General features: G+C 61.0%; 12 protein-coding genes. 2 read left to right on the forward strand and 10 right to left on the reverse strand.

What is annotated here, in order from left to right; genetic code table 11:
* Positions 1 to 147 precede the first annotated feature (147 nt).
* From GbCGDNIH8_RS12130 to truB, 8 genes are all read right to left on the reverse strand, one after another.
* Positions 148 to 1,200 (reverse strand): NAD(P)-dependent alcohol dehydrogenase, encoded by a 1,053-nt coding sequence (locus GbCGDNIH8_RS12130; RefSeq protein WP_072573379.1) that lies wholly within the window; start codon positions 1,198 to 1,200, stop codon positions 148 to 150.
* A 118-nt stretch (positions 1,201 to 1,318) separates the two neighbouring features.
* Positions 1,319 to 2,212, reverse strand: coding sequence for an NAD(P)-dependent oxidoreductase (locus GbCGDNIH8_RS12135; RefSeq protein ID WP_216634459.1), 894 nt, complete (start codon positions 2,210 to 2,212; stop codon positions 1,319 to 1,321).
* Between the two features lie 81 nt (positions 2,213 to 2,293).
* Positions 2,294 to 3,736, reverse strand: coding sequence for a carbohydrate porin (locus GbCGDNIH8_RS12140; RefSeq protein ID WP_253736047.1), 1,443 nt, complete (start codon positions 3,734 to 3,736; stop codon positions 2,294 to 2,296).
* 173 nt (positions 3,737 to 3,909) lie between these two features.
* Positions 3,910 to 5,643, reverse strand: coding sequence for a ubiquinone-dependent pyruvate dehydrogenase (gene poxB / locus GbCGDNIH8_RS12145; protein ID WP_072573381.1), 1,734 nt, complete (start codon positions 5,641 to 5,643; stop codon positions 3,910 to 3,912).
* Between the two features lie 131 nt (positions 5,644 to 5,774).
* The gene (locus tag GbCGDNIH8_RS12150) at positions 5,775 to 7,187 is read right to left on the reverse strand and encodes an NAD(P)H-dependent flavin oxidoreductase (protein ID WP_072573382.1); all 1,413 of its coding nucleotides are present in this window, start codon (positions 7,185 to 7,187) and stop codon (positions 5,775 to 5,777) included.
* 124 nt (positions 7,188 to 7,311) lie between these two features.
* Positions 7,312 to 9,474 carry a polyribonucleotide nucleotidyltransferase gene (gene pnp / locus GbCGDNIH8_RS12155; protein WP_072573383.1) on the reverse strand — a complete coding sequence of 721 codons (2,163 nt, stop codon included), beginning with the start codon at positions 9,472 to 9,474 and terminating at the stop codon, positions 7,312 to 7,314.
* Positions 9,475 to 9,829: 355 nt separating this feature from the next.
* The gene (gene rpsO / locus GbCGDNIH8_RS12160) at positions 9,830 to 10,099 is read right to left on the reverse strand and encodes a 30S ribosomal protein S15 (RefSeq protein ID WP_011633052.1); all 270 of its coding nucleotides are present in this window, start codon (positions 10,097 to 10,099) and stop codon (positions 9,830 to 9,832) included.
* 35 nt (positions 10,100 to 10,134) lie between these two features.
* Positions 10,135 to 11,058, reverse strand: a complete 924-nt coding sequence (gene truB, locus GbCGDNIH8_RS12165) for a tRNA pseudouridine(55) synthase TruB (RefSeq protein ID WP_072573384.1) — start codon at positions 11,056 to 11,058, stop codon at positions 10,135 to 10,137.
* Positions 11,059 to 11,276: 218 nt separating this feature from the next.
* Here truB and gmd point away from each other — a divergent pair, with 218 nt between their 5' ends.
* Both gmd and GbCGDNIH8_RS12175 read left to right on the forward strand, forming a co-directional pair.
* Positions 11,277 to 12,260 carry a GDP-mannose 4,6-dehydratase gene (gene gmd, locus GbCGDNIH8_RS12170; RefSeq protein ID WP_072573385.1) on the forward strand — a complete coding sequence of 328 codons (984 nt, stop codon included), beginning with the start codon at positions 11,277 to 11,279 and terminating at the stop codon, positions 12,258 to 12,260.
* Positions 12,261 to 12,333: 73 nt separating this feature from the next.
* The gene (locus tag GbCGDNIH8_RS12175) at positions 12,334 to 12,564 is read left to right on the forward strand and encodes a hypothetical protein (RefSeq protein WP_157692649.1); all 231 of its coding nucleotides are present in this window, start codon (positions 12,334 to 12,336) and stop codon (positions 12,562 to 12,564) included.
* Positions 12,565 to 12,627: 63 nt separating this feature from the next.
* On the opposite strand, the gene pbpC is transcribed toward GbCGDNIH8_RS12175, so the two are convergent.
* Both pbpC and GbCGDNIH8_RS12185 read right to left on the reverse strand, forming a co-directional pair.
* On the reverse strand, positions 12,628 to 14,667 hold the full coding sequence (pbpC, locus tag GbCGDNIH8_RS12180) for a penicillin-binding protein 1C (protein WP_072573387.1): 2,040 nt from the start codon (positions 14,665 to 14,667) through the stop codon (positions 12,628 to 12,630).
* Positions 14,668 to 14,670: 3 nt separating this feature from the next.
* Positions 14,671 to 19,650 carry an alpha-2-macroglobulin family protein gene (locus GbCGDNIH8_RS12185; protein WP_072573388.1) on the reverse strand — a complete coding sequence of 1,660 codons (4,980 nt, stop codon included), beginning with the start codon at positions 19,648 to 19,650 and terminating at the stop codon, positions 14,671 to 14,673.
* Positions 19,651 to 20,215: the final 565 nt, after the last annotated feature.

Raw genomic sequence — 20,215 nt, forward strand, 5'->3', positions numbered from 1 at the left:
AAATACCCAAAACTAACCCTAAGCCACTGATAAACAATAACTCATACCTGCCAAAACAACCCCAGACACATCACAATCCAACCTAAAAAATCAAAATTTCCACCCAATTAAAGCCTATGCGTAAAACGCATGGCTTAAAAAGTTGCCTCACTCCTCTCGTAGCGAGGCCATGTCGATGACAAAGCGGTATTTCACGTCGCTCCGCAGCATCCGCTCATAGGCTGTGTTGATGTCCTGTATCCGGATCACCTCGATATCCGCCGCAATACCTCGGCTGGCGCAGAAATCGAGCATCTCCTGGGTTTCCGGGATTCCACCAATCAGGGAGCCGGCAAAGTTGCGGCGCTTGAAGATCAGGCTGAACACGGCCACCGGCAATGGATGCTCCGGCGCACCAACCTGAACCAGCGTGCCATCGCGCTTCAGCAACGCGAGATAGTCGTCGATTGGATGCTGTGCCGCCACGCAGTCGAGAATCAGATCAAAGCGATTGGCCTGCTGCCCCATCTCCTCCGCATTGCGGGACACCACAACCTCATGGGCGCCGAGACGGAGTGCATCTTCCTTCTTGCCGGGGCTGGTGGTGAACAGCACCACATGTGCACCCATAGCTCTTGCCAGCTTCACGCCCATATGGCCGAGGCCACCAAGTCCCACGACTCCTACGACCTGACCGGGTCCGACCTTCCAATGGCGCAGTGGGGAATAGGTCGTGATCCCGGCACAGAGCAAAGGCGCAGCCGCAGCCGGATCCAGCCCCTCCGGAATACGCAGCACAAAGGACTCGTCCACGACGATACTGTCGGCATAGCCCCCGAAAGTAGGGCCACCGATCACGGGATCCTGGCCGTTATAGGTCGGGTTGAAGCCTGTCTCGCAATACTGCTCCAGACCGTCGCGGCAGGATACGCAACTGCCGCAGGACCCGACCATACAGCCGACACCCACCATGTCACCGACCCGGAATTTTGTGACTTCGGCCCCGGCCTCCACCACGACTCCGACGATTTCATGGCCGGGAATGCAGGGATAGACCGTGTTGTGCCACTCATTACGCGCCGTATGGAGATCAGAGTGACAAACGCCGCAATACCGAATGTCGATCCTGACATCGCGTGGTCCGGTATCGCGACGTTGAAAAACCGTTCTGGCCAAAGGCCTGTCAGCAGCTTCGGCGCTGAAACCCGTACATGTCAGCATAGGGCGTTCCTGTTCCCATCTTTGGTGGCAACACCCTAACGCTAAGGCAGGTTATATTCAAACAGGTATTCTTATATTGATTCGATTGCAGAACAGCTACGCGATTGCTGCTTCTCCATCACGCCTGCGCGGCCCTACGGGTTGAGACCCGGGCCAGCGCCGCCCAATCCCAATGCCCTTCACCATGGGCGAGGCTGTCGAGATGATTGTCCCTCAGCACGCTGGCGATCGGCAGCGGCACACGGACATTTTCCGCCGCCTCCATCGTGAGGCGTACATCCTTGAGGCCAAGAGAGAGTTTGAACCCCGCCGGCTCATACCGGTTTTCAGCAATGGCGGCCCCATATCCCTTGTAAACCGGAGCCGCAAAAAGCGTGGATGTAATCAGGTCAATGAAATCGGCTTTCGCGATTCCATATCCCTGGGACAAGGCAATACCTTCCCCCATCGCACTGATAGCGCTTGCAATCATGGTGTTGACAGCCAGCTTGACGGCATTGGCCTGCTCGGGACGATCCCCGAATGTCCATTTTCTTTGGCCAAGAATATCAAAAAGAGGCTGGACATCACGCAGAGTCCCGGCCTCGCCGGCGGTCAGGATGTTGAGCTGACCAGCCTCGGCAACATTCACACGCCCAAGCACCGGCGCCGAGACATAGCGCACGCCCTTTTCACGATGGCACTGCTCCAGATCGACAGCACAGGCCACTGATACTGTGGCCATATTGATATGGATGGCCCCCGGCTTCATCGCCTCCAGCCCGCCAGCATCAATCATAACAGCACGGGTGGCCACATCATCCGACAGCATGGAGATGACCACATCTGCCCCCGCGCAGGTATCGCGAGGCGTCACCCCGGCCACAGCGCCTTCGCCCACCAACGCTGAGACAGAGTCCGGGGAGCGGTTCCAGACCCGGACCCGATAGCCAGCCTTCACCAGATTGGCAGCCATGGGCTTGCCCATCGTGCCAAGCCCCAGAAATCCGATTTCCATTCCGCGTCTCCTCATGGTCAGAGCTCTGCATACTCTACACGGCAACAAGCGGTTTTTTACCGCCTGCTCCGCAAACCATGAGGAATCTGACTGCTCTTACAGGCCCAGCATAGCCCCGAACGGCAGAATGAACGTGCCACCCACGAAGACGCCATCCTGCGGACGCTTGGCGGCGGTCGGCGTATAGTAGGAGTTCGGGTTGACGATGTAATCGAACACCGGCTCGAACGCGACGGCGGAGTAAAGCTGGATATGCGCGTTCAGCTCGAAAATCGCCTTGTCGCGGGAGAAGTCACCGCCGGTGCCTCCGGCCACGGCATTGGCCTGCGCCAGATAGTTGGCCAGCGCGCCCGTCATCCGCTCCCACTTGATCTTGACGCCGAAACGATCATTGGGACGGCTCTGGAAAGGTGCCTGCAAGGTCGCCCCGACATAGAGATCAGATTGAATAGGAGCCGTTGCATCCAGACCCAGCCCAAGTCCGCTGTAAAGCACCAGCGCAGTCGGGGTCATAGTTTTAACTTTGCCGCCATCCGCACGCCACACTGTCTGCTGAGTATTCAGCACCAGCCCCTGCGTACCATGGGTCTGGCGGAGCGGATCACCCGGAAAATAGGCTTTAGGCTGACCGGAGGCGGTCTTGAAGGAATTATGATCCGCATTGTTGTAAAATGCGGTCAAAGAATAGCTGCCAGGATAGGCTGAATTACTGAAATCGGTTTTCTCGCCGATTTCAACCATGGTCAACGCGCCCTTCGGCGTTTCCAGACCCCAATCCCACCCGCTGCGGCTGTTCGCATTCGGATTGGTGGCGAAAGATCCCGCCTCAACATACCAGCCCGGGCTGAAAGCGTAGCTGACCCTGCCGCCCCACATTGAATACTGCGGAGAAATATAGCCCGCGTTGATATAAAGAACGTCCTGATAACAGCTGTTGATCACCTGACAGTTCGGAGCCGCGAAATACCGGTTCGGATGTGTGCGGCCCGCTTCGATGACCAGCTTGTCATCCAGAAGATGCTGTTCATAGGTTAACAGAGACAACTGATTGGGACGAAGATTATAGGGAGGCGGATAACCGATACTGTTATCGCCGATCTCACCCGAGATCAGAACGTTGGAGCGCAGGGTGAAAATCGTTTCCTCGAAATGGAACGTTCCACCCTTGATGCCAAGAATTTTTTCCAGATCAGCATCGGCTCCGACAATCAGATAACCTGAATTCGCAGTATTGCCGGTATAGGTACCCGCGCTCGGATTGGCTTCCATGAAATCGAGAAACGTCCCGTGCAGCTTCAGCCCTGATGCGCGAAGCCTGCGCGAGAACGGGGCCAGGATTTCCTCTTTTTTCTCCTCCGGTGTCAGCCTCGGCTTCGTCAGCCCCTCCACCACGCGGGGATTGAAATTACCCTCTGCATCCGGCTTGCGTAAAACGCCCGATGTCTGGGCATGGGCAATACTGCCGCCGGCCAGCACCATATTGATCATCACCATGGCCGTCACAGCGGCCCGCCGCCCTGTCTGCCTACCCATCGCCATCACTCGTCTCCCCCCAGTAAAGAAGCAGGACGACTGACTTTTCTTCCCGATCAGATTGATTCGATGCGTTCTGAAAAGCGCATTCGTTCTTCTGTCGTGATGATGAGTGGATCAGACAGGACAGAGGATACGTCATATGACGTATCCTCCCCCTCATGTATCAGGGCGTCCCCTCAGCGGAACAGGTTGGTGCGCGCCATCTCCAGCACGGAATCGCCACGGCCACTCATCACCGCGCGCAGCATGTAAAGGCTGAAGCCCTTGATCTGCTCCGGGCTGACTTTCGGCGGCATGGACAGTTCCTGACGATTGACCACCGCATCCAGCAAAGCCGGCCCGGGATGGTTCAGAATATCCCGCACGGCCTCATCCAGCTTGCCCGGATCCTCGACCCTGCGCGCATACACGCCGCAGGCACGGGCCATGGCTGCGAAATCGGGGTTGTCCAGCGCCACGCCGCTTTCCAGCAGACCTGCCGCCTTCATCTCCATTTCGACAAAGCCGAGCGTGCCATTGTTGAACACCACGATTTTCACAGGCAGGCGATGCTGAACCAGCGTCAGGAAATCGCCCATCAACATGGCGAAACCGCCATCGCCCGACATGGAAACGATCTGCCGTCCAGGTTCAGCCACCTGCGCTCCGATCGCCTGAGGCAGCGCATTGGCCATCGATCCATGCGCAAAAGAACCGAGCAGGCGGCGGCGGCCATTCATCTTCAGATAGCGTGCGGCCCAGATGGTCGGCGTGCCGACATCACAGGCAAAGACAGCATCCTCACTGGCGTGCTCGCTGAGAAGCCGGGCCACGTGCTGCGGATGTATCGGGGGACGGCCCGCCTTTCCATCAGCCAGATCATCCAGACCTTTCCGGGCCTTCAGGTAATGCTTACGGCAGGTATCCAGATGCGCCGTATCCTGTTTGGCTTTCAGACGCGGCAGCAGGGCACTGATCGTGGCACTGACATCACCCACAACACCGAGATCAATCCGGGTGCGACGGCCCAGATTTTCCGGACGCAGATCGACCTGCGCGATTTTTGCCTCTTCCGGGAAAAACTGCCGATACGGAAAATCGGTCCCGAGCATCAGCAGCATGTCACATGATTCCATGGCGTAGTAACCGGACGAAAATCCGATTAATCCCGTCATGCCGACATCATAGGGATTGTCGTATTCGATCCATTCCTTACCACCAAGCGCATGCACGACAGGAGCTTTCAAATGCTCCGCCAGCGCCACCACCTCATCATGCGCACCGCGGCAGCCGCGTCCACACATCAGTGTGACCTTACCAGCTGCCTCCAGCAGTGCTGTCAGGGCATTCAGCGATTCTTCAGAGGGAGACGTCACCGGGGGCTCCGGACAGAGCGCCGTTTTCGTCGCGACCACCGGCGCTGGAACCTTCTTCATCGCGACGTCACCGGGGATCACAATCACCGCCACACCACGATGGCCGATAGCGGCCCGAATCGCGGTGTTCAAGGTACGGGGCATCTGATCGGGGTCAGAGACTGTTTCGCAATAGACACTGCATTCCCGGAACAATGCTTCCGGTCTGGTCTCCTGAAAGTAGTTCGAACCGATTTCCGCCGTCGGAATATGGGCGGCAATCGCCAGCATCGGGGTGCGAGAGCGCTGCGCATCATACAAGCCGTTGATCAGATGCAGGTTGCCCGGCCCGCAGGAACCGGCGCAGACTGCGATCTGGCCAGTCAATTGAGAGTCCGCGCCGGCCGCAAAGGCCGCGGATTCTTCATGGCGCACATGGATCCAGTCCATGTCCGGCCGTCGTCGCAATGCCTCCGTGATAGCGTTCAGGCTGTCGCCCACAACACCATAGACGCGCCGGACACCGATCACGTGCAGTGTCTCAGCCAGTATTTCCGCGACTGTTGATTCGGCCATCAGAAGCTCTGTCCCTTTGCTGCAGGGTACTGAGCATGCACGAAACAGGCGCAGTATGCGCTCTGCAAATTTACCCTGCGCAAAAAAATCCCTCGCCCAAGCGAGGGATTAACAACCGCCAGAAATCCAGCTCAGCGCCCGGTCATGATCCGGTCAACAAGCTGCTTGACGGTGGGGATGAAGCCGTTCGCATAAAACGGGTCAGTGCCGAACCGATAGGCATTGTGACCGCTGAACATCAGATTGTCCTCGATCACGTCCGGGTCATTCTTGTGATGCCCGATCGTCTGCAAGGTCTTCTGAATGCAGAAACTGCGCGGATCAGCCTTGCGGCCATTGGTATGGTTCTCGGAACGCTGGCTCCAGTTGGAGAAACGACATTCCGTCAGGCACCCCATGCACGCGACCTGATCGGCCTGGATTGTGGCAGCCTGATCGGGGGTGACGAAAATCAGCGTGGAATCGGGTGTGCGCAGAGCCTCGATAAATCCGGCCTGTTCCCATTCCTGCACCCGCCGGAGATCGGCTGGGGTCAGATAGACGGGACGCTTGCGTGGCCCCACCCCATACACCGCCGTATGCTCGCCGATCGCCTCACCCGTGTAGGCAACCTGACGGTCGCTGCGGGCGCGGAGTTCCTGCATAAAACGATTGTTCACGGCCGACGAGTAAAACCCGGTCGGACTGAACGGGTTCAGGAACACATCCCCCGGTTTCAGGGAAAGCAACTTGGCCTTCCATTGCTCCGATACCGGGCTTTCGCGGGTGAGCAGGGGACGGGTGCCAAACTGGAAGGCGACGGGGCCGAGTTCGGGATTATCGATCCAGTCTTCCCACTCCTCCAGCCACCAGACGCCACCCGCCATGATGATGGGGGTCTCGCCAAGGCCGAACTGACGCATCTGGTTGCGCAGCGCCAGCACGCGGGGATAGGGATCTTCCGGCCGGTTCGGATCTTCCGTATTGGAAAGCCCGTTATGGCCGCCCGCAAGCCAGGGATCTTCATACACCACGCCGCCCAGCAGACTGGCGGCCTTGTGGTAGGCGCGCTTCCACAGCGCATTGAAGGCGCGCGCGGAGGAAACGATCGGGTAATAATGAATGCCGAAATGGGTAGCGATCTCGGACAGGCGATACGGCATGCCGGCACCGCAGGTCAGGCCATGCACCAGACCTTTCGCGCCTTCCAGAATGCCTGTGATCACCCGCTCCGCCCCGCCCATCTCCCACAGGATATTGGCGTGGATGCGGCCCCGGCCGTTGGATTCCTCATGCGCCTGCCGGGCCTGCTCAATCCCGCCGCGAATGGCGTAATCAACCAGTTCGTCATGCCGTTCCCGACGGGTACGGCCCCGGTAGATCTGTTCGATCAGCCGGCCACTGGAATCATGGCTGTCAGCGTTCACCGCGCTGAAGGTTCCCACCCCACCGGCAGACGCCCAGCAGCCGGAAGAACGTCCGTTGGAAACAGCAATGCCCTTGCCGCCTTCCACCAGCGGCAGAACGTCAACACCGCCCATACGGATCGCGTTAATGGCCTTCATCACTCACTCTCTTCCGCAATCTGCCAGAACCCGGGAGGAGGTCTGACCGATCCTGACCGTCTCCGGTCCTTATCAGCGTCTCCGGCAGGCTGCCCCTGAACGGAACAGCCCGCCAGATCACGTCTTACTCAGCCAGATCGCCCTCGCCGCGACCATTTCTGCCACCTTTGGGGCCGACCTTGTCAGAGATGTCCTCGCCCGTGGCCTGATCAACCACCCGCATGGACAGTTTCACCTTGCCGCGATCGTCAAAGCCGAGAACCTTCACCTTCACCGCATCACCGACATTGATGACGTCGGAGGTCTTGTTGACCCGGCCCTGCTGAAGCTCGCTGATATGCACCAGCCCGTCGCGAGAGCCGAGGAAATTGACAAAGGCGCCGAAATCAGCGGTCTTCACCACCTTGCCGTTGTAGATCTTGCCCACTTCCGGTTCGGCCACGATGCCCTGAATACGATCAATCGCCTTCTGGGTGCTTTCCTCGCTGGTCGAGGCGATCTTGATGGTTCCATCATCCTCGATATCGATCTTCGCACCGGAGAATTCAACGATCTCCCGGATCACCTTGCCGCCGGTGCCGATCACTTCGCGGATCTTTTCCTTCGGCACGTTGATGACGGTGATGCGCGGCGCAGTCGCGGCGACGGAGCCACGGGCACCGGTGATCGCCTTCGCCATTTCGCCCAGAATGTGCATGCGGCCGTCACGGGCCTGCTGCAGGGCGATGCGCATGATCTCGGTGGTGATGGAGGTGATCTTGATGTCCATCTGCAGGGAGGTCACGCCCTGCTCGGTTCCGGCCACCTTGAAGTCCATGTCACCAAGGTGATCTTCATCGCCGAGAATGTCGGACAACACGGCAAAGGCGCGATCTTCCTTGATCAGGCCCATGGCGATACCCGCCACCGGACGCTTCAGCGGCACGCCCGCATCCATCAGCGCCAGAGAGGAACCGCACACGGTCGCCATGGAGGACGAGCCGTTGCTCTCCGTGATCTCACTGACCACGCGCAGGGTGTAGGGGAAGGCGTCCTTGGCCGGCAGCACCGGATGAACGGCACGCCAGGCCAGCTTGCCATGGCCGATTTCACGACGGCCCGGGCTGCCCATACGACCGGCCTCACCCACGGAGTAGGGAGGGAAGTTGTAGTGCAGCATGAAGTGGCTGCGATATTCGCCGGTCAGGGCGTCCACCACCTGCTCATCCTGCCCGGTGCCCAGCGTGGCCACGCAGAGCGCCTGCGTTTCACCACGGGTGAACAGCGCGGAGCCATGGGCGCGCGGCAGAATGCCGACCTCGCCGATGATCGGGCGCACAGTGCGGGTATCACGGCCATCAATGCGGATACCGGTGTCGAGGATCGCGTTACGGACGATATCCGCTTCCAGATCCTTCAGCATCGACTTCGCAATGGATTCCTCCGGCGTACCGCCGATACCCAGCGTTTCGATGATCTGCTTCTTGGCGGCGGAAATCTTCTCCTGACGAAGCTGCTTCACCTTTTCCTGATAGGCATTGCTCAGCAGGGTGCGGCCAGCCTCGTTCAGGCGCTGCTTCAGCGCGACATGCTCCGGATTCTGCTCGGGCAGGCTCCAGGGATCGCGGGCGGCGTGTTCAGCCAGGGCGATGATCGCATCGATCACCGGCTGGAAGCCTTTATGGCCGAATTCAACAGCGGCCAGCATCTGATCTTCGCTCAGCTCTTCAGCCTCACTCTCAACCATCAGCACACCTTCCGCGGTGCCGGCGACCACCAGATCCAGCTTGCTTTCGGCGCGCTGCTCAAGGGTAGGGTTCAGTACGAATTCGCCATTCACCAGACCGACGCGGGACGCCGCGACCGGGCCGAAGAACGGAATGCCGGACAGGGTCAGCGCCGCGGAGCAACCGATCAGGGCGACGATATCCGGGTCATTCTCCATATCGTGCGACAGCACGGTGGCGATGACCTGAACCTCGTTATAGAACCCTTCCGGAAACAGCGGGCGGATCGGACGGTCGATCAGGCGGGAGACCAGTGTCTCATGCTCGCTGGGACGGCCCTCACGCTTGAAGAAGCCACCGGGGATCTTGCCCGCGGCGAAGGCTTTTTCCTGATAGTTGACGGTCAGCGGGAAGAAATCCTGACCGGCCTTGGCGGATTTCGCACCGACCGCTGTACACAGAACGATGGTGTCACCCAGCCGGGCCAGAACGGCACCGTCGGCCTGACGGGCGATCTTGCCCGTTTCCAGTACCAGCGTGCGTCCACCCAGATCGAGTTCCTTGCGGAAATAATTGAACATGCAGTCTCCGTCTCTTGCGGTGTTTTGAGTGCGCTGCGAGGCGGAGTCCGGCGGCTCGGGCTACAGGGATCGCGGCCTGCATGGATGCAGCCGCTTGCCGTGTAGCCGGAGACGCCGATCAAATTCCGCCACCCGGCGCGGTTCGGTCACTCTCTTACAGGAACAGGCGCGATAGCCCAAATCCTAATCGTCGCACCCTGTCCAGGGTGCGGGGTCCAGAGTGCGCGGGGGAGAAAAATGCTTCTCCCATGCTCCATCCCTTTTGGCATCCGGCCCTGCCGGAGCATAGGGTTGAAGAAGTCCGGCGGAGGCCAGCCTGGGCTGACCCCCTTTATTCCGGTTGGCAACGCCAAAATTAGCGGCGCAGGCCCAGACGCTTGATCAGCGCGTCATAACGGGCAACTTCCTTACGCTTCAGATAGTCCAGCAGACCACGACGCTGGCCAACCAGCATCAGCAGGCCACGACGGGAATGGAAGTCCTTCGCGTGGGTCTTCAGATGTTCGGTCAGATTGGCGATACGCTCGGAGAGCAGGGCAATCTGCACTTCCGGGCTGCCGGTATCGTTGGCGGCGCGGGCATATTCGCTGATCAGCGCCGTACGGCGCTCTGCGGTAATCGACATCGGTCACTCCATGATTCAGGGTTGCAGTGGACGCGTCACATCATGCGCTCAGGCCGCAGCAGACCATCCTGCAAGCGACACAGACCAACGACGCGGCTCCCCGCCATGGCACGCACCAATCCACCATCGGGATCGATCCGGTCTGGAATACGGCCCATCAACGGGATCAGGCTGAGCGCCTGCCCATGGGAAAGGCCGGTGGCCTCCTGCTCGGTCAGGGCCAGCGCCGGGATGTCGGCCAGCGCGGTCGCGACCGGAAGCAAAAGGTCCGGGGAAGCGTGGGGGGTATCGCCGGAAGCAAGCGCCTTGTCCAGTGAAATAGCCGTCGCCTCCGTAAAGGGGCCGACCCGCAGCCGACGCAGGGCAGCGATATGGCCCACTGTTCCGCAGGCGCGGGCGATATCGCGGGCAAGGCTGCGCATATAGACGCCCTTGCCGGACTGGACCTCGAACACCGCCAGATCATCATTCAGACGCTCGATCAGTTCGAACCGGTCCACCCGTGCGGGACGGGGCGGCAGATCGGGCGGACGCCCATCCCGCGCCATGTCATAAGCGCGCTCCCCCGCCACCTTGATGGCCGAATAGGCGGGAGGAATCTGCATGATCGTACCGCGAAACCCCTCCAGCGCCGCACGCAGCGCATCATCGGTGGGGCGCACCGTGCTGGTGGCCGTTACTGCGCCCTCGGCATCGTCCGTGTCGCGCGACTCGCCCATTTTCAGGGTGAAATGGTACAGTTTCGTGCCATCCATGACGTATGGAACGGTCTTGGTCGCCGCCCCGAACGCAATCGGCAACAGACCGGTCGCGAGAGGGTCCAGCGTGCCGCCATGCCCCGCTTTCTGGGCGTCGAAACCGCGCTTGACCCTGTTCACCACATCGGTGCTGGTCATGCCCTGCGGCTTGTCAATGATCAGCCAGCCATCCAGAGGCCGGCCTTTTCTGCGTCTGTTCATGCTCAAAAACTATCCCGGCCCACCCAAAGGGCCACCTCCCGGCAGCCCGGCCGCGGGCCTGTAACATGGGATGACCAGATCGGATATGCCCCGCTTTCCCATATCCGGCATGTGCATCCGCCACAGCATGAGATGACCATGGACCGGAGGCAGACTTGCCAGTCTCCTCATGCTATGGCTCAAAAGAGTAACACCATTGCACGGGATCGCTATCACATATGCCCACCGCTCTGATTACCGGCATTACCGGCCAGGATGGCGCCTATCTGGCCCAGCTTCTACTCAGCAAGGGCTACCGCGTTCTGGGGATGATGCGCCGCTCGGCCTCCTCGGATGTGATCGGGGAGCGCCTGCGCTGGCTCGGCGTCCTGGACCGCGTGGAGCTGATTGACGGCAACCTGACCGATCTGTCCAGCCTGATCCGCATCATGAGCGATCACACCCCGGACGAGGTCTACAATCTCGCCGCCCAGAGCTTCGTCGCGGCAAGCTGGCAGCAGCCTTTGCTGACCGGCAGTGTCACAGCGCTGGGCGCCGGTAACGTGCTGGAAGCCGTGCGAATCGCCGCGCCGAAAGCACGGTTCTATCAGGCCTCCTCCTCCGAGATGTACGGCCTGATCCAGGAACCGAAACAAAGCGAGAAAACCCCGTTCTATCCGCGCTCCCCCTATGCGGTAGCCAAGCTGTATGCGCATTGGATGACGGTGAATTACCGTGAGAGCTTCGGGCTGCATGCCTCATCCGGCATCCTGTTCAACCATGAAAGCCCGCTGCGCGGCATCGAATTCGTCACGCGCAAGATCACCGATGGCGTGGCCCGCATCAAACTCGGGCTGGCGAAAACGCTCGAACTGGGCAATCTGGACGCAACCCGCGACTGGGGACACGCCCGCGATTACGTTCGCGCCATGTATCTGATGCTGCAACAGGACACGCCGGACGATTATGTCGTCGCCACCGGACGCACGACCTCAATCCGTGATTTCTGCAAGATCGCCTTTGGCTATGCAGGACTGGATTGGGAAGAGCACGTGGTCACCAGCGCCGCCTTCATGCGCCCGGCCGAGGTCGATGTGTTGCTCGGAGACAGCACCAAGGCGCGAACCCAACTTGGTTGGGAACCCGAGACCTCTCTGGAAGATATGGCTAGTGAGATGGTGGAGGCAGATCTGGCCCGGCATCGTGCCAGGCTGGCTCGCTGACCTGCATACATCCCGTCAGACCCGGCTTCATGGCCATCCGGAGCTGACGGATTTCATTAAAGGAGATTATTCGATGCGCCTTTCCCGCGCGATTTTTCTGACCATTCCCGCCCTGATTGCGACATCCGGCCTGCTTGGCCTGACGGGCTGTGAACGCGAAGCCCCCATGGAACGCGCCGGGGCCGCGCTGGACCGGGCCGGGACCAAAACCGGTGAGGCCGTCGGCACCGCCGCCGACAAGACCGGCAAGGCCCTGAACAATGCCGGCCAGTGGGTTGATCAGAAAATCAACGACAAGAAGTAATCCTGTTCGGATTGCGAGGATGAAGACCCCCGCTTTCAGGCGGGGGTTTTTCATTATCAGGGCTTACGGAGCCGCAACGTCCTGCGCCTCCACCATCAACCTGACGTCTATCGAATCCGATCGTCCTGCGCTGTCCTGCACAGTCAGGTGATGAAAGCCCGGCCCATCCTGTCCCTTTGATGGCGTCCAGACCGGACTCCGCCCGGGAAGCAAGGGCGGCAGAGTCCGGCCATCCACCATCCACCGGTAGGGAGGCTTGCCCTCCGCGGCCCGCAGATCGACCGGCTGCCCATCGCTGCTGTCGATGACTGCTCCCCTGGGAGGAAACAGGATGCGCGGCCCCGGCGCTGTCACGGACTGCCCAAGACGGGCCAGCCCTGGCCCCAGTCGCCCTTTTCGTTCCGGGGCCGCCACCGTCAGAGGTGCCTCCGGCGGCAGAAGATCGAACAACCGGAACAGCACGGGGCCTGAGGCGGTCAGACCGTACGCACCGGGTCGAGGGGCGCCGTCTTTTCGCCCGCTCCAGACCACGATCGTGTAGAGGGGGGATACGCCCACCGACCATGCATCCCGGAATCCATAGGATGTCCCGGTTTTATAGGCGATGGGGCGCTCCGGCTTCGCCACGCCATCCGGCAGGGAAGTATCACGCAGACTATCCAGCACCGCCGCAGCAGAAGCAGCAGAGCACAGCCGCCCATTCTCCACCGCCGGACCATCCCGGCGCAGTGTGAGGGAAGACATGATCCCCCCGGACGCCAGCCCGGCATAGAGTGCGGCCAGATCCTCCATTCGCACCCCTGCCCCGCCCAGCGCCAGCGACAGACCGGCGGAGGAAGCCCCCCTTGGCAGCCGCACTGTCATACCCGCAGCCCGCAGAGCCGCCAGAAAACGATCAGGGCCGAGCCGCGCCAGCAAGGCCACCGCCGGAATATTGAGCGATCCTTGCAGGGCTCGACGGGCCGTGACATCGCCATGCCAGCGATGATCAAAATTATGCGGGGCATAGGTGCTGACCTGCAAAGGCGCATCAGCAATCAGCGTATCAGGAGCCGCAAGCGCATGGTCGAACGCCATGGCATACAGAAACGGCTTCAGCGTGGAGCCGGGGGAACGGATCGCCCGCACCATATCCACCATCCCGGCCGGGCCGAAATAATGGCCGCCTCCGACATAGGCCAGCACGGCGCGATCCCTGTTGCGGATGACCAGCGCCGCCATATCGGCACCTGATCCGTTCCATTGCTCCAGCTGGCTGATGATAATCTGCTCGGTGCCGGACTGAAGATGGCGATCCAGCAGCGTCTCCACCGGTCCGGCATCGCGCCCGAAGCGAGCGATGAGGTGCCGCGCAAAAACCGGAAATCTGTGCCAGCGCATAGCGGGCCAGATGGCAGCAGAGCCATTCGGTTTTCCATGCTCCACGATGTCCAGGACATGCGCGGCCCCGCGACGGGCAGCCTCCTGATGCCGGTCGGGGCGGCGACTGGTCGGGCTTTGCGGAATGGCGACCAGCAGGGAAGCTTCCTCCCTGCTCAGGTGATCCGGTTCATGGCCGAACCAGATCAGGGATGCACTGCGCACCCCTTCGACATTGCCACCCATGGGAACCAGCGTCTCATACAGGGCCAGCACCCCCTCCCGCCCGAGATGCGCCTGCAACTGCACCGCCCGCGCCATTTCCAGCAGTTTGGCGGGAATACCCCGCCAGTTGCGGGCATGGCGATACTCCGGATGCAGCAAACGCACGGTCTGCATGGCAATGGTCGAGCCGCCCGACACCACCCTGCCATGCCGCAGCACCTGCCAGCTCGCCCGCAAGACGGAAAGAGGATTCACGCCCGGATGCCATGCAAACCACCGGTCCTCGCGCTCCAGCAACAGAGAGCGGTAGAGCGGCGCCACCCCTTCCATGCGTGGGCGCAGCCGCCAGAACCCGTCGGACGTCACGGCAACGTTCAGAATCCCGTCCGAGGAGTCACGCAGCTCCGTCGAAAGCCGCGCCGCACGGGACAGATCGGGCGGACAGGCCACGTCCAGCGCCAGCAAACCTGACGGCAGCAGCACGACCGCCAGCACAGCCAGCCGCCCTTTACCCAGCATGGATCAACGCACACCGACCCGCGTGACACCGGCTTCCGTGCGGGCCATGACGGACGGGCGATACATATCCTCGACAATCGCTTCGGGACGGGTAAACTGTCCGGGGGTTACCAGGCGCACAATATAGGCCACCCGGAATTCCCGGCCTGACAGGCCGTGATGGTCGTCATCGTGATCCTCGTAGCGCCGACTTCCCTCCTGCCCCAGCACAAAAGCAGCCACGAAACGGTCATCGCGGGCCTGCCAGCTTTGCAGCGAAGACAGATCCTGAAGGAATTCATACCCTTTCACGCTGCTCATCGGCGCCTCGATTTCCCAGCCCGCCGGTAGCATATCCACCAGCACCGTCTGATGATTGCCATCATCCCTGACCTGACCGGACAACGCGACGATCAGCCGGTCATTCTGCCGCAGACGTTGCGGATCAACCGGCGATCCATCCATGTTCAGCAACGTGCGGGTCAGGGTGTAGCCAGCCTCGATCGGCTTCGGTGACGCTTTCGGCGTTCCCGTCACAGTCACTGTACGGAAAAGCCGCGCCTGCGTGTCATTGCGGACCGCATATCCGCTGGCCAGTTGCCCCGGCGTGGGTGACAGCGCCATCGGCAGCGCACCTGGCCGGGATACGCCGTTCACTGTCAGCAACGATCCGCTTTTGATCGGCGCTCCGTTCTGTAATTCATGCGCCGCCATCAGCAGCCATGCCTTTTCCTGCGTATTCAGGCTCTCCGGCTGAAGGTTCTGATTCTGCACGCTCGCCAGCAGGGAGGTCGCAAGATCGTCATTGCGCGTTTCCGCCGCAATCGCGATCAGCGCCGCCATATCACGCAGCGGTGTGTAGTAGAAACCACCCATCCACTCGCCGGGTACAGAGGACAGTTTGAGATTGGCGGATGCCAGCCGGAACAGCTTTTTCGCCCGCTCCGTATCGCCGGTGAGGGAAGCAGCCCCCGCGAGTTGAGCGAGCGCAATCGCCGGGGCCGGTTTGCCGTTCTCGAACGTCACACTGCCCGACTCCGGCTTGTCGCCACCCATCCAGCCGAGACTGTCACTGATACGGTGCAGCAGGGCCGCATCCACCTGACCACCCGAGCGGGCCAGCAGATAAAGGCCATACACGACCGTCACATCCCGGCTGGCGTGATAATAACCGCTTTCCTCGTTGCCGGAGCCGGATACGATGGCCTGAACATTGGCCAGCCCGCGACCGAGCGCCGCATCGGGAATATCAAAACCGGCCTGCCGTGCATGCACCAGAAAATCAACGGTATAGATGTTCAGCCAATCCGAAGCCCCGTTATCGCCCAGACGCCATAAACCGAACCGGCCGGTTGCGCCCTGACGATCGAGAATCGTGTCGATCGCTCCCTGCACACGCTGAATGACGGCGCGGCTTTCCTTTCCGTCCCTCCCAATCAGGGTCGGATCATTGAAATAGAGCAGGGGCAGGGCCGCAGAGGCTAACTGCTCCGTGCAGCCATACGGATACTGGTACAGCGACCGCAGCAGACCGACGACATCGATTCCGCCGAAACGGTTATAGCCGACGGAAACCGACACACTGCCGGGGGCGAAGCTTTTCTGTGCAAGCGGATCGTAGCTCCATAACTCTCCCGGTGTCTGAATGGCGGTCTGCGCAATGCTGAAGGGGAAATGAGGCTCCCGTACCGCAATCTCGTCATGATGGGTGACATGGAACCCGTTCGGGCCCGTGACCTCGGTCTCCATGGTCAGGATGCCGTCACCACTGGCAGTCAGAGTGAGCGGATCAGCCACGCGATCCCCCGGCTTCAGATCATAGTCCAGCGCATGTTGTGCACTGACCTGGCCGGGCCCCTGAGTCGTGATTTTCACGGTGTAGCGGCCTGCCGCTCCGTCAACATCATGCAGTTGCAACACTGGCTGCGCGACATCGCCCGGTGCCAGAAAACGCGGCAGTGCCAGAGTGACCACCACCGGATCACGCACCGTCAGCGGTGCATCCGCATGACCCAGCGCCTGCGGATCATAGGCCACCGCCATCAGGCGCAATTCACCCTGAAAATCCGGTATGTTCAGTTCAATGGTGGCATTGCCCTTCGCATCCAGCGCCACCGGTCCCCGGAACAGCGCCACGGTCCGGCTGCTGCGCACCGGCAGGGCAGCCCCGCCCAGATCATCATCCCCGCCGCCACCGCCTTCATGCACCGCGCCGACACGGGCATCATCATCCAGCAAGCGACCGTAATCATCGCGCATGGACACGCCCAGACGCTGTTTTGCGGCCAGCGCACCCAGCGGATCCGGCGCGTGAAATTTCGTAATCTGGAGGATACCCTCATCCACTGCGGCCAGCGTGACATACGCGGATTGCGGTGTGTCGCCATTCGACCGAGCGACATGCACCGGCACCTGAATGGACTGACGCGGCAGGGTCTGCTGCGGGGCTTTCATCTCCACGGTCAGGCGATGCGCGGAGGTATCCGTGGCGATCCAGGCAAGCCCCACCGCCCGCACCGGATCATGCGCCCGACGCTTCTGATCCAGCGGCCTGTAGAGCGTCACCAGAACATACGCCCCTGCCCCCCAATCCTCCGCAGCTTTCACATCGACTGTCAGGCCGCCCGCAGGAACCGCAATATCACGGGTTTCCAGCACCCGACTGTTGGCAATGACGATCTCCGCACGACCGGCAAAAGGCGCGTCGATATGCAGCCGGGCTGTCTCTCCTGCTTTCAGAGTGTTTTTATCAGCGGAGACAGCCAGCTTATCGGGACTATCTGCATTCATATCGGTGGAGGATTGCCAGCCGGAAGAAAATCTCATGCTGGTGACAGCCCCGCTGGCCTCATCCGAGACGATCAGCCGGTAGGTGCCCCATGGCAGGGAACGCGCGATTCCAGTCTTGCCGTCCGCAGTGCTGTCCACCGTGCCGGACGCCACCGTGCGATCCACGACATGATAATGATACGTCCAGTGGCTGCCGTTTTCACGCAGCCAGTCCCAGTGCCGCTCCTCCTCCACCAGAGCCCAGTGCAGGCCGGGATGCGCCACCGGTTTGCCATCGGTGGAGAACGTGCCAACCCGGAAACGGGCGGGCGTATCCTCCTTTACCTGATCGCCGGAAAATTCCGGCAGCAAGCCGATCAGAAGGGGTTTTGTCCGCAGCCTGATCTGCTGGCTGGCCTCCACCACCCGCCCGCTCGGCTCCGCCATACCGGCGACGAATGTCGCGATCAGGGGGGAGGCAACAGAATCGGGCAGTTTGGGGGTGACGTCGATTGCCACCTTTCCCGCCGCATCGGCATCAGGCAGTTCGACCGGCGTGGCATTTTGGGCCACGGTCTCATCCACCACACCGAAATGCCAGCCTTTCAGACCGGGTACCGGTTCGGGGTCAGGGGCAAATTCCAGCCGCGCTTCCGCATGCAGCCCGACAGCCGGAGCACCATACAGGAACCGGCCCGTCAGCGTGCCGGTGATATGCTGGGTCGGACCAACTTCTTTCGGCAATCCATCCAGCGTCACCGCAAGCGTCTGCGGCACGAAATCCCTCACCTGCACCTGCAGCGCACCAATCGGCGGTCTGGTGGGATCGGTCAGCGCCTCGATGGTCCAGTTGCCGTGAGAGGATGGGTCAGGCAGCGTAAAATCATGCCGGAAACCGCCAGACGGGCTGGATTTGGCATCCAGCGTGATGCGCTTTGCCTCCATCCCGTTCGGACGGCGCAACACCAGACTCAACGGCATGGCGGCGGCTGCATCCAGCGAACGCTGACGCAACAACGCCATGACATGGATCGTCTCGCCGGGGCGGTAAATGCCGCGATCCGCGTAAAGATAGGCTTCGATCGGGCCGGGAGGCTGCCGCCCGGACACACCGCGGTCAGACAGATCGAAAGGTTGACCTTCCAGACTCTGGACCGCGATATCCCCTTTCTCCCCATGTGCAATCAGCAGTGCTGGCCCAGCCGCTCCGACTCCGGCCAGCAATGGGGCCGCAAAATGCGCTTTGCCGGAGGAATCGGTTTTCGCAGTGGCCAGCACATCCTGCCCGCGCGAGAGTAGATGAAGGGTCAGCCCGGCCTGCGGCATCGCATCAGACAGCGCGCGTGCCACCACAGTCAGCCCATCCTCACCCTGCCATGTGGACAGGCCGGTACGGGTGGCGATCAGCCAGTGCCCCGCAATGCTGCTTTCATACACATCACCATTATCGCTGCTTCCCTCATCACTGCCGGGCAACAGGGAAGCAGCCGGACGATCCGCATTTTCCGCGATGACCAGATACGCGCCAGCCTCTTCCGGCTTGATGATGGAAGGGATCGGGAAGGCCGTTTCAACGGTCGCGTTCTTCTCCGACGCCGCACCGGTTCCGGTCTCCATCGTGCCGGACCAGATTTGTGTCGCATCGCTCTGTAACAGACGGCGGAGGTCCCATACCGAGAAACTCTGTTTGCCGAGATCGATATCACGTCCGTACTGCCCCGTATTCGTCAGTTTGCTGGACAGCAGACGTTCGCCCATACGGAACACCCGGACCCGCACCCGTCGCGTATTCACCGTCTGGATCGTCAGGCCGGAGGAGGTGGCGCGCGACAGGATCCAGCCTTTGCCACCAACTGCAATCATCGGATCGCGATCGGGCATTGTCGCCTTGACGGTAAAGGCACGGCTGGTCTTCTGACCTTTGCTGCCCGTCACACCGGGCAGAACGGTGATGGTATAATCCCGGCCCGGGGACAGGCCATCCACACAAAGACGGTTTGCAGTCACGCGGGTGACGATCCGGGCGGCCGGAGATACTTTCAGAAAGCCGGCTTCATTGGCGCCTGCCTCGGTCGAGAGCTTGTCATCGAATCTCAGGCACAGACCGGAGCGGTCGGCTGTCTGCTCGGGGGCCACACCCCGAAACTGCAACGCCTCCTGCCCAAGGGCAGGGTTTGCGGCCAATCCCGCCAACAGAGCCGCAGTCCAGAATCGTGTTGCAGCCCTGGCAGACATTTTTTCATCCTCCGGTGCTTTCAATCAGAAAGCAGCAAGAAGGATCACAATACAAAATTCAAGACGCAACATTGTGTTTTCGATCTGAAATTGGACCGCGAATTATCCATCCTTACGGAATCAATGGGCCAATACTGAAACCGGCGCCATTTTCACGGCGCCGGTTCTGATCAGAATGATCTGCTTATTTAAAGAATACTGCCGCAGGCCCGCTCGCACGCGGAGGACCAGGCGGTGGCCCCGGGGGAGGTCCGGGCGGCGGACCGGGCCGTGGTCTCGGCGGTGGTGGACCCGGAGGAGGGGGAGGAGGCGGGCCGCCCCAGCGGCGGCCGCCTCCCCAATAAGGCCCACTCCAGTAGGGGTTGCCGTAATAACCGGGATACCCGCCGCCCCAGTAAGGGCCGCCGTACCCACCCCCGTAGCCACCAAAGCCCCCTACATCCGAGCAAGCTCCCACCACCAGCACAGAGGAGAGGAGCAGGCAACGTGTCATCCAGCGAAGAGCGATACGATGAATCATGACACCTTTAGACACCTATAAAGTGGCCAGATCATGGCGGCGGGG

The organism is Granulibacter bethesdensis, from assembly GCF_001889545.1.
Lineage (GTDB): Bacteria > Pseudomonadota > Alphaproteobacteria > Acetobacterales > Acetobacteraceae > Granulibacter > Granulibacter bethesdensis_B.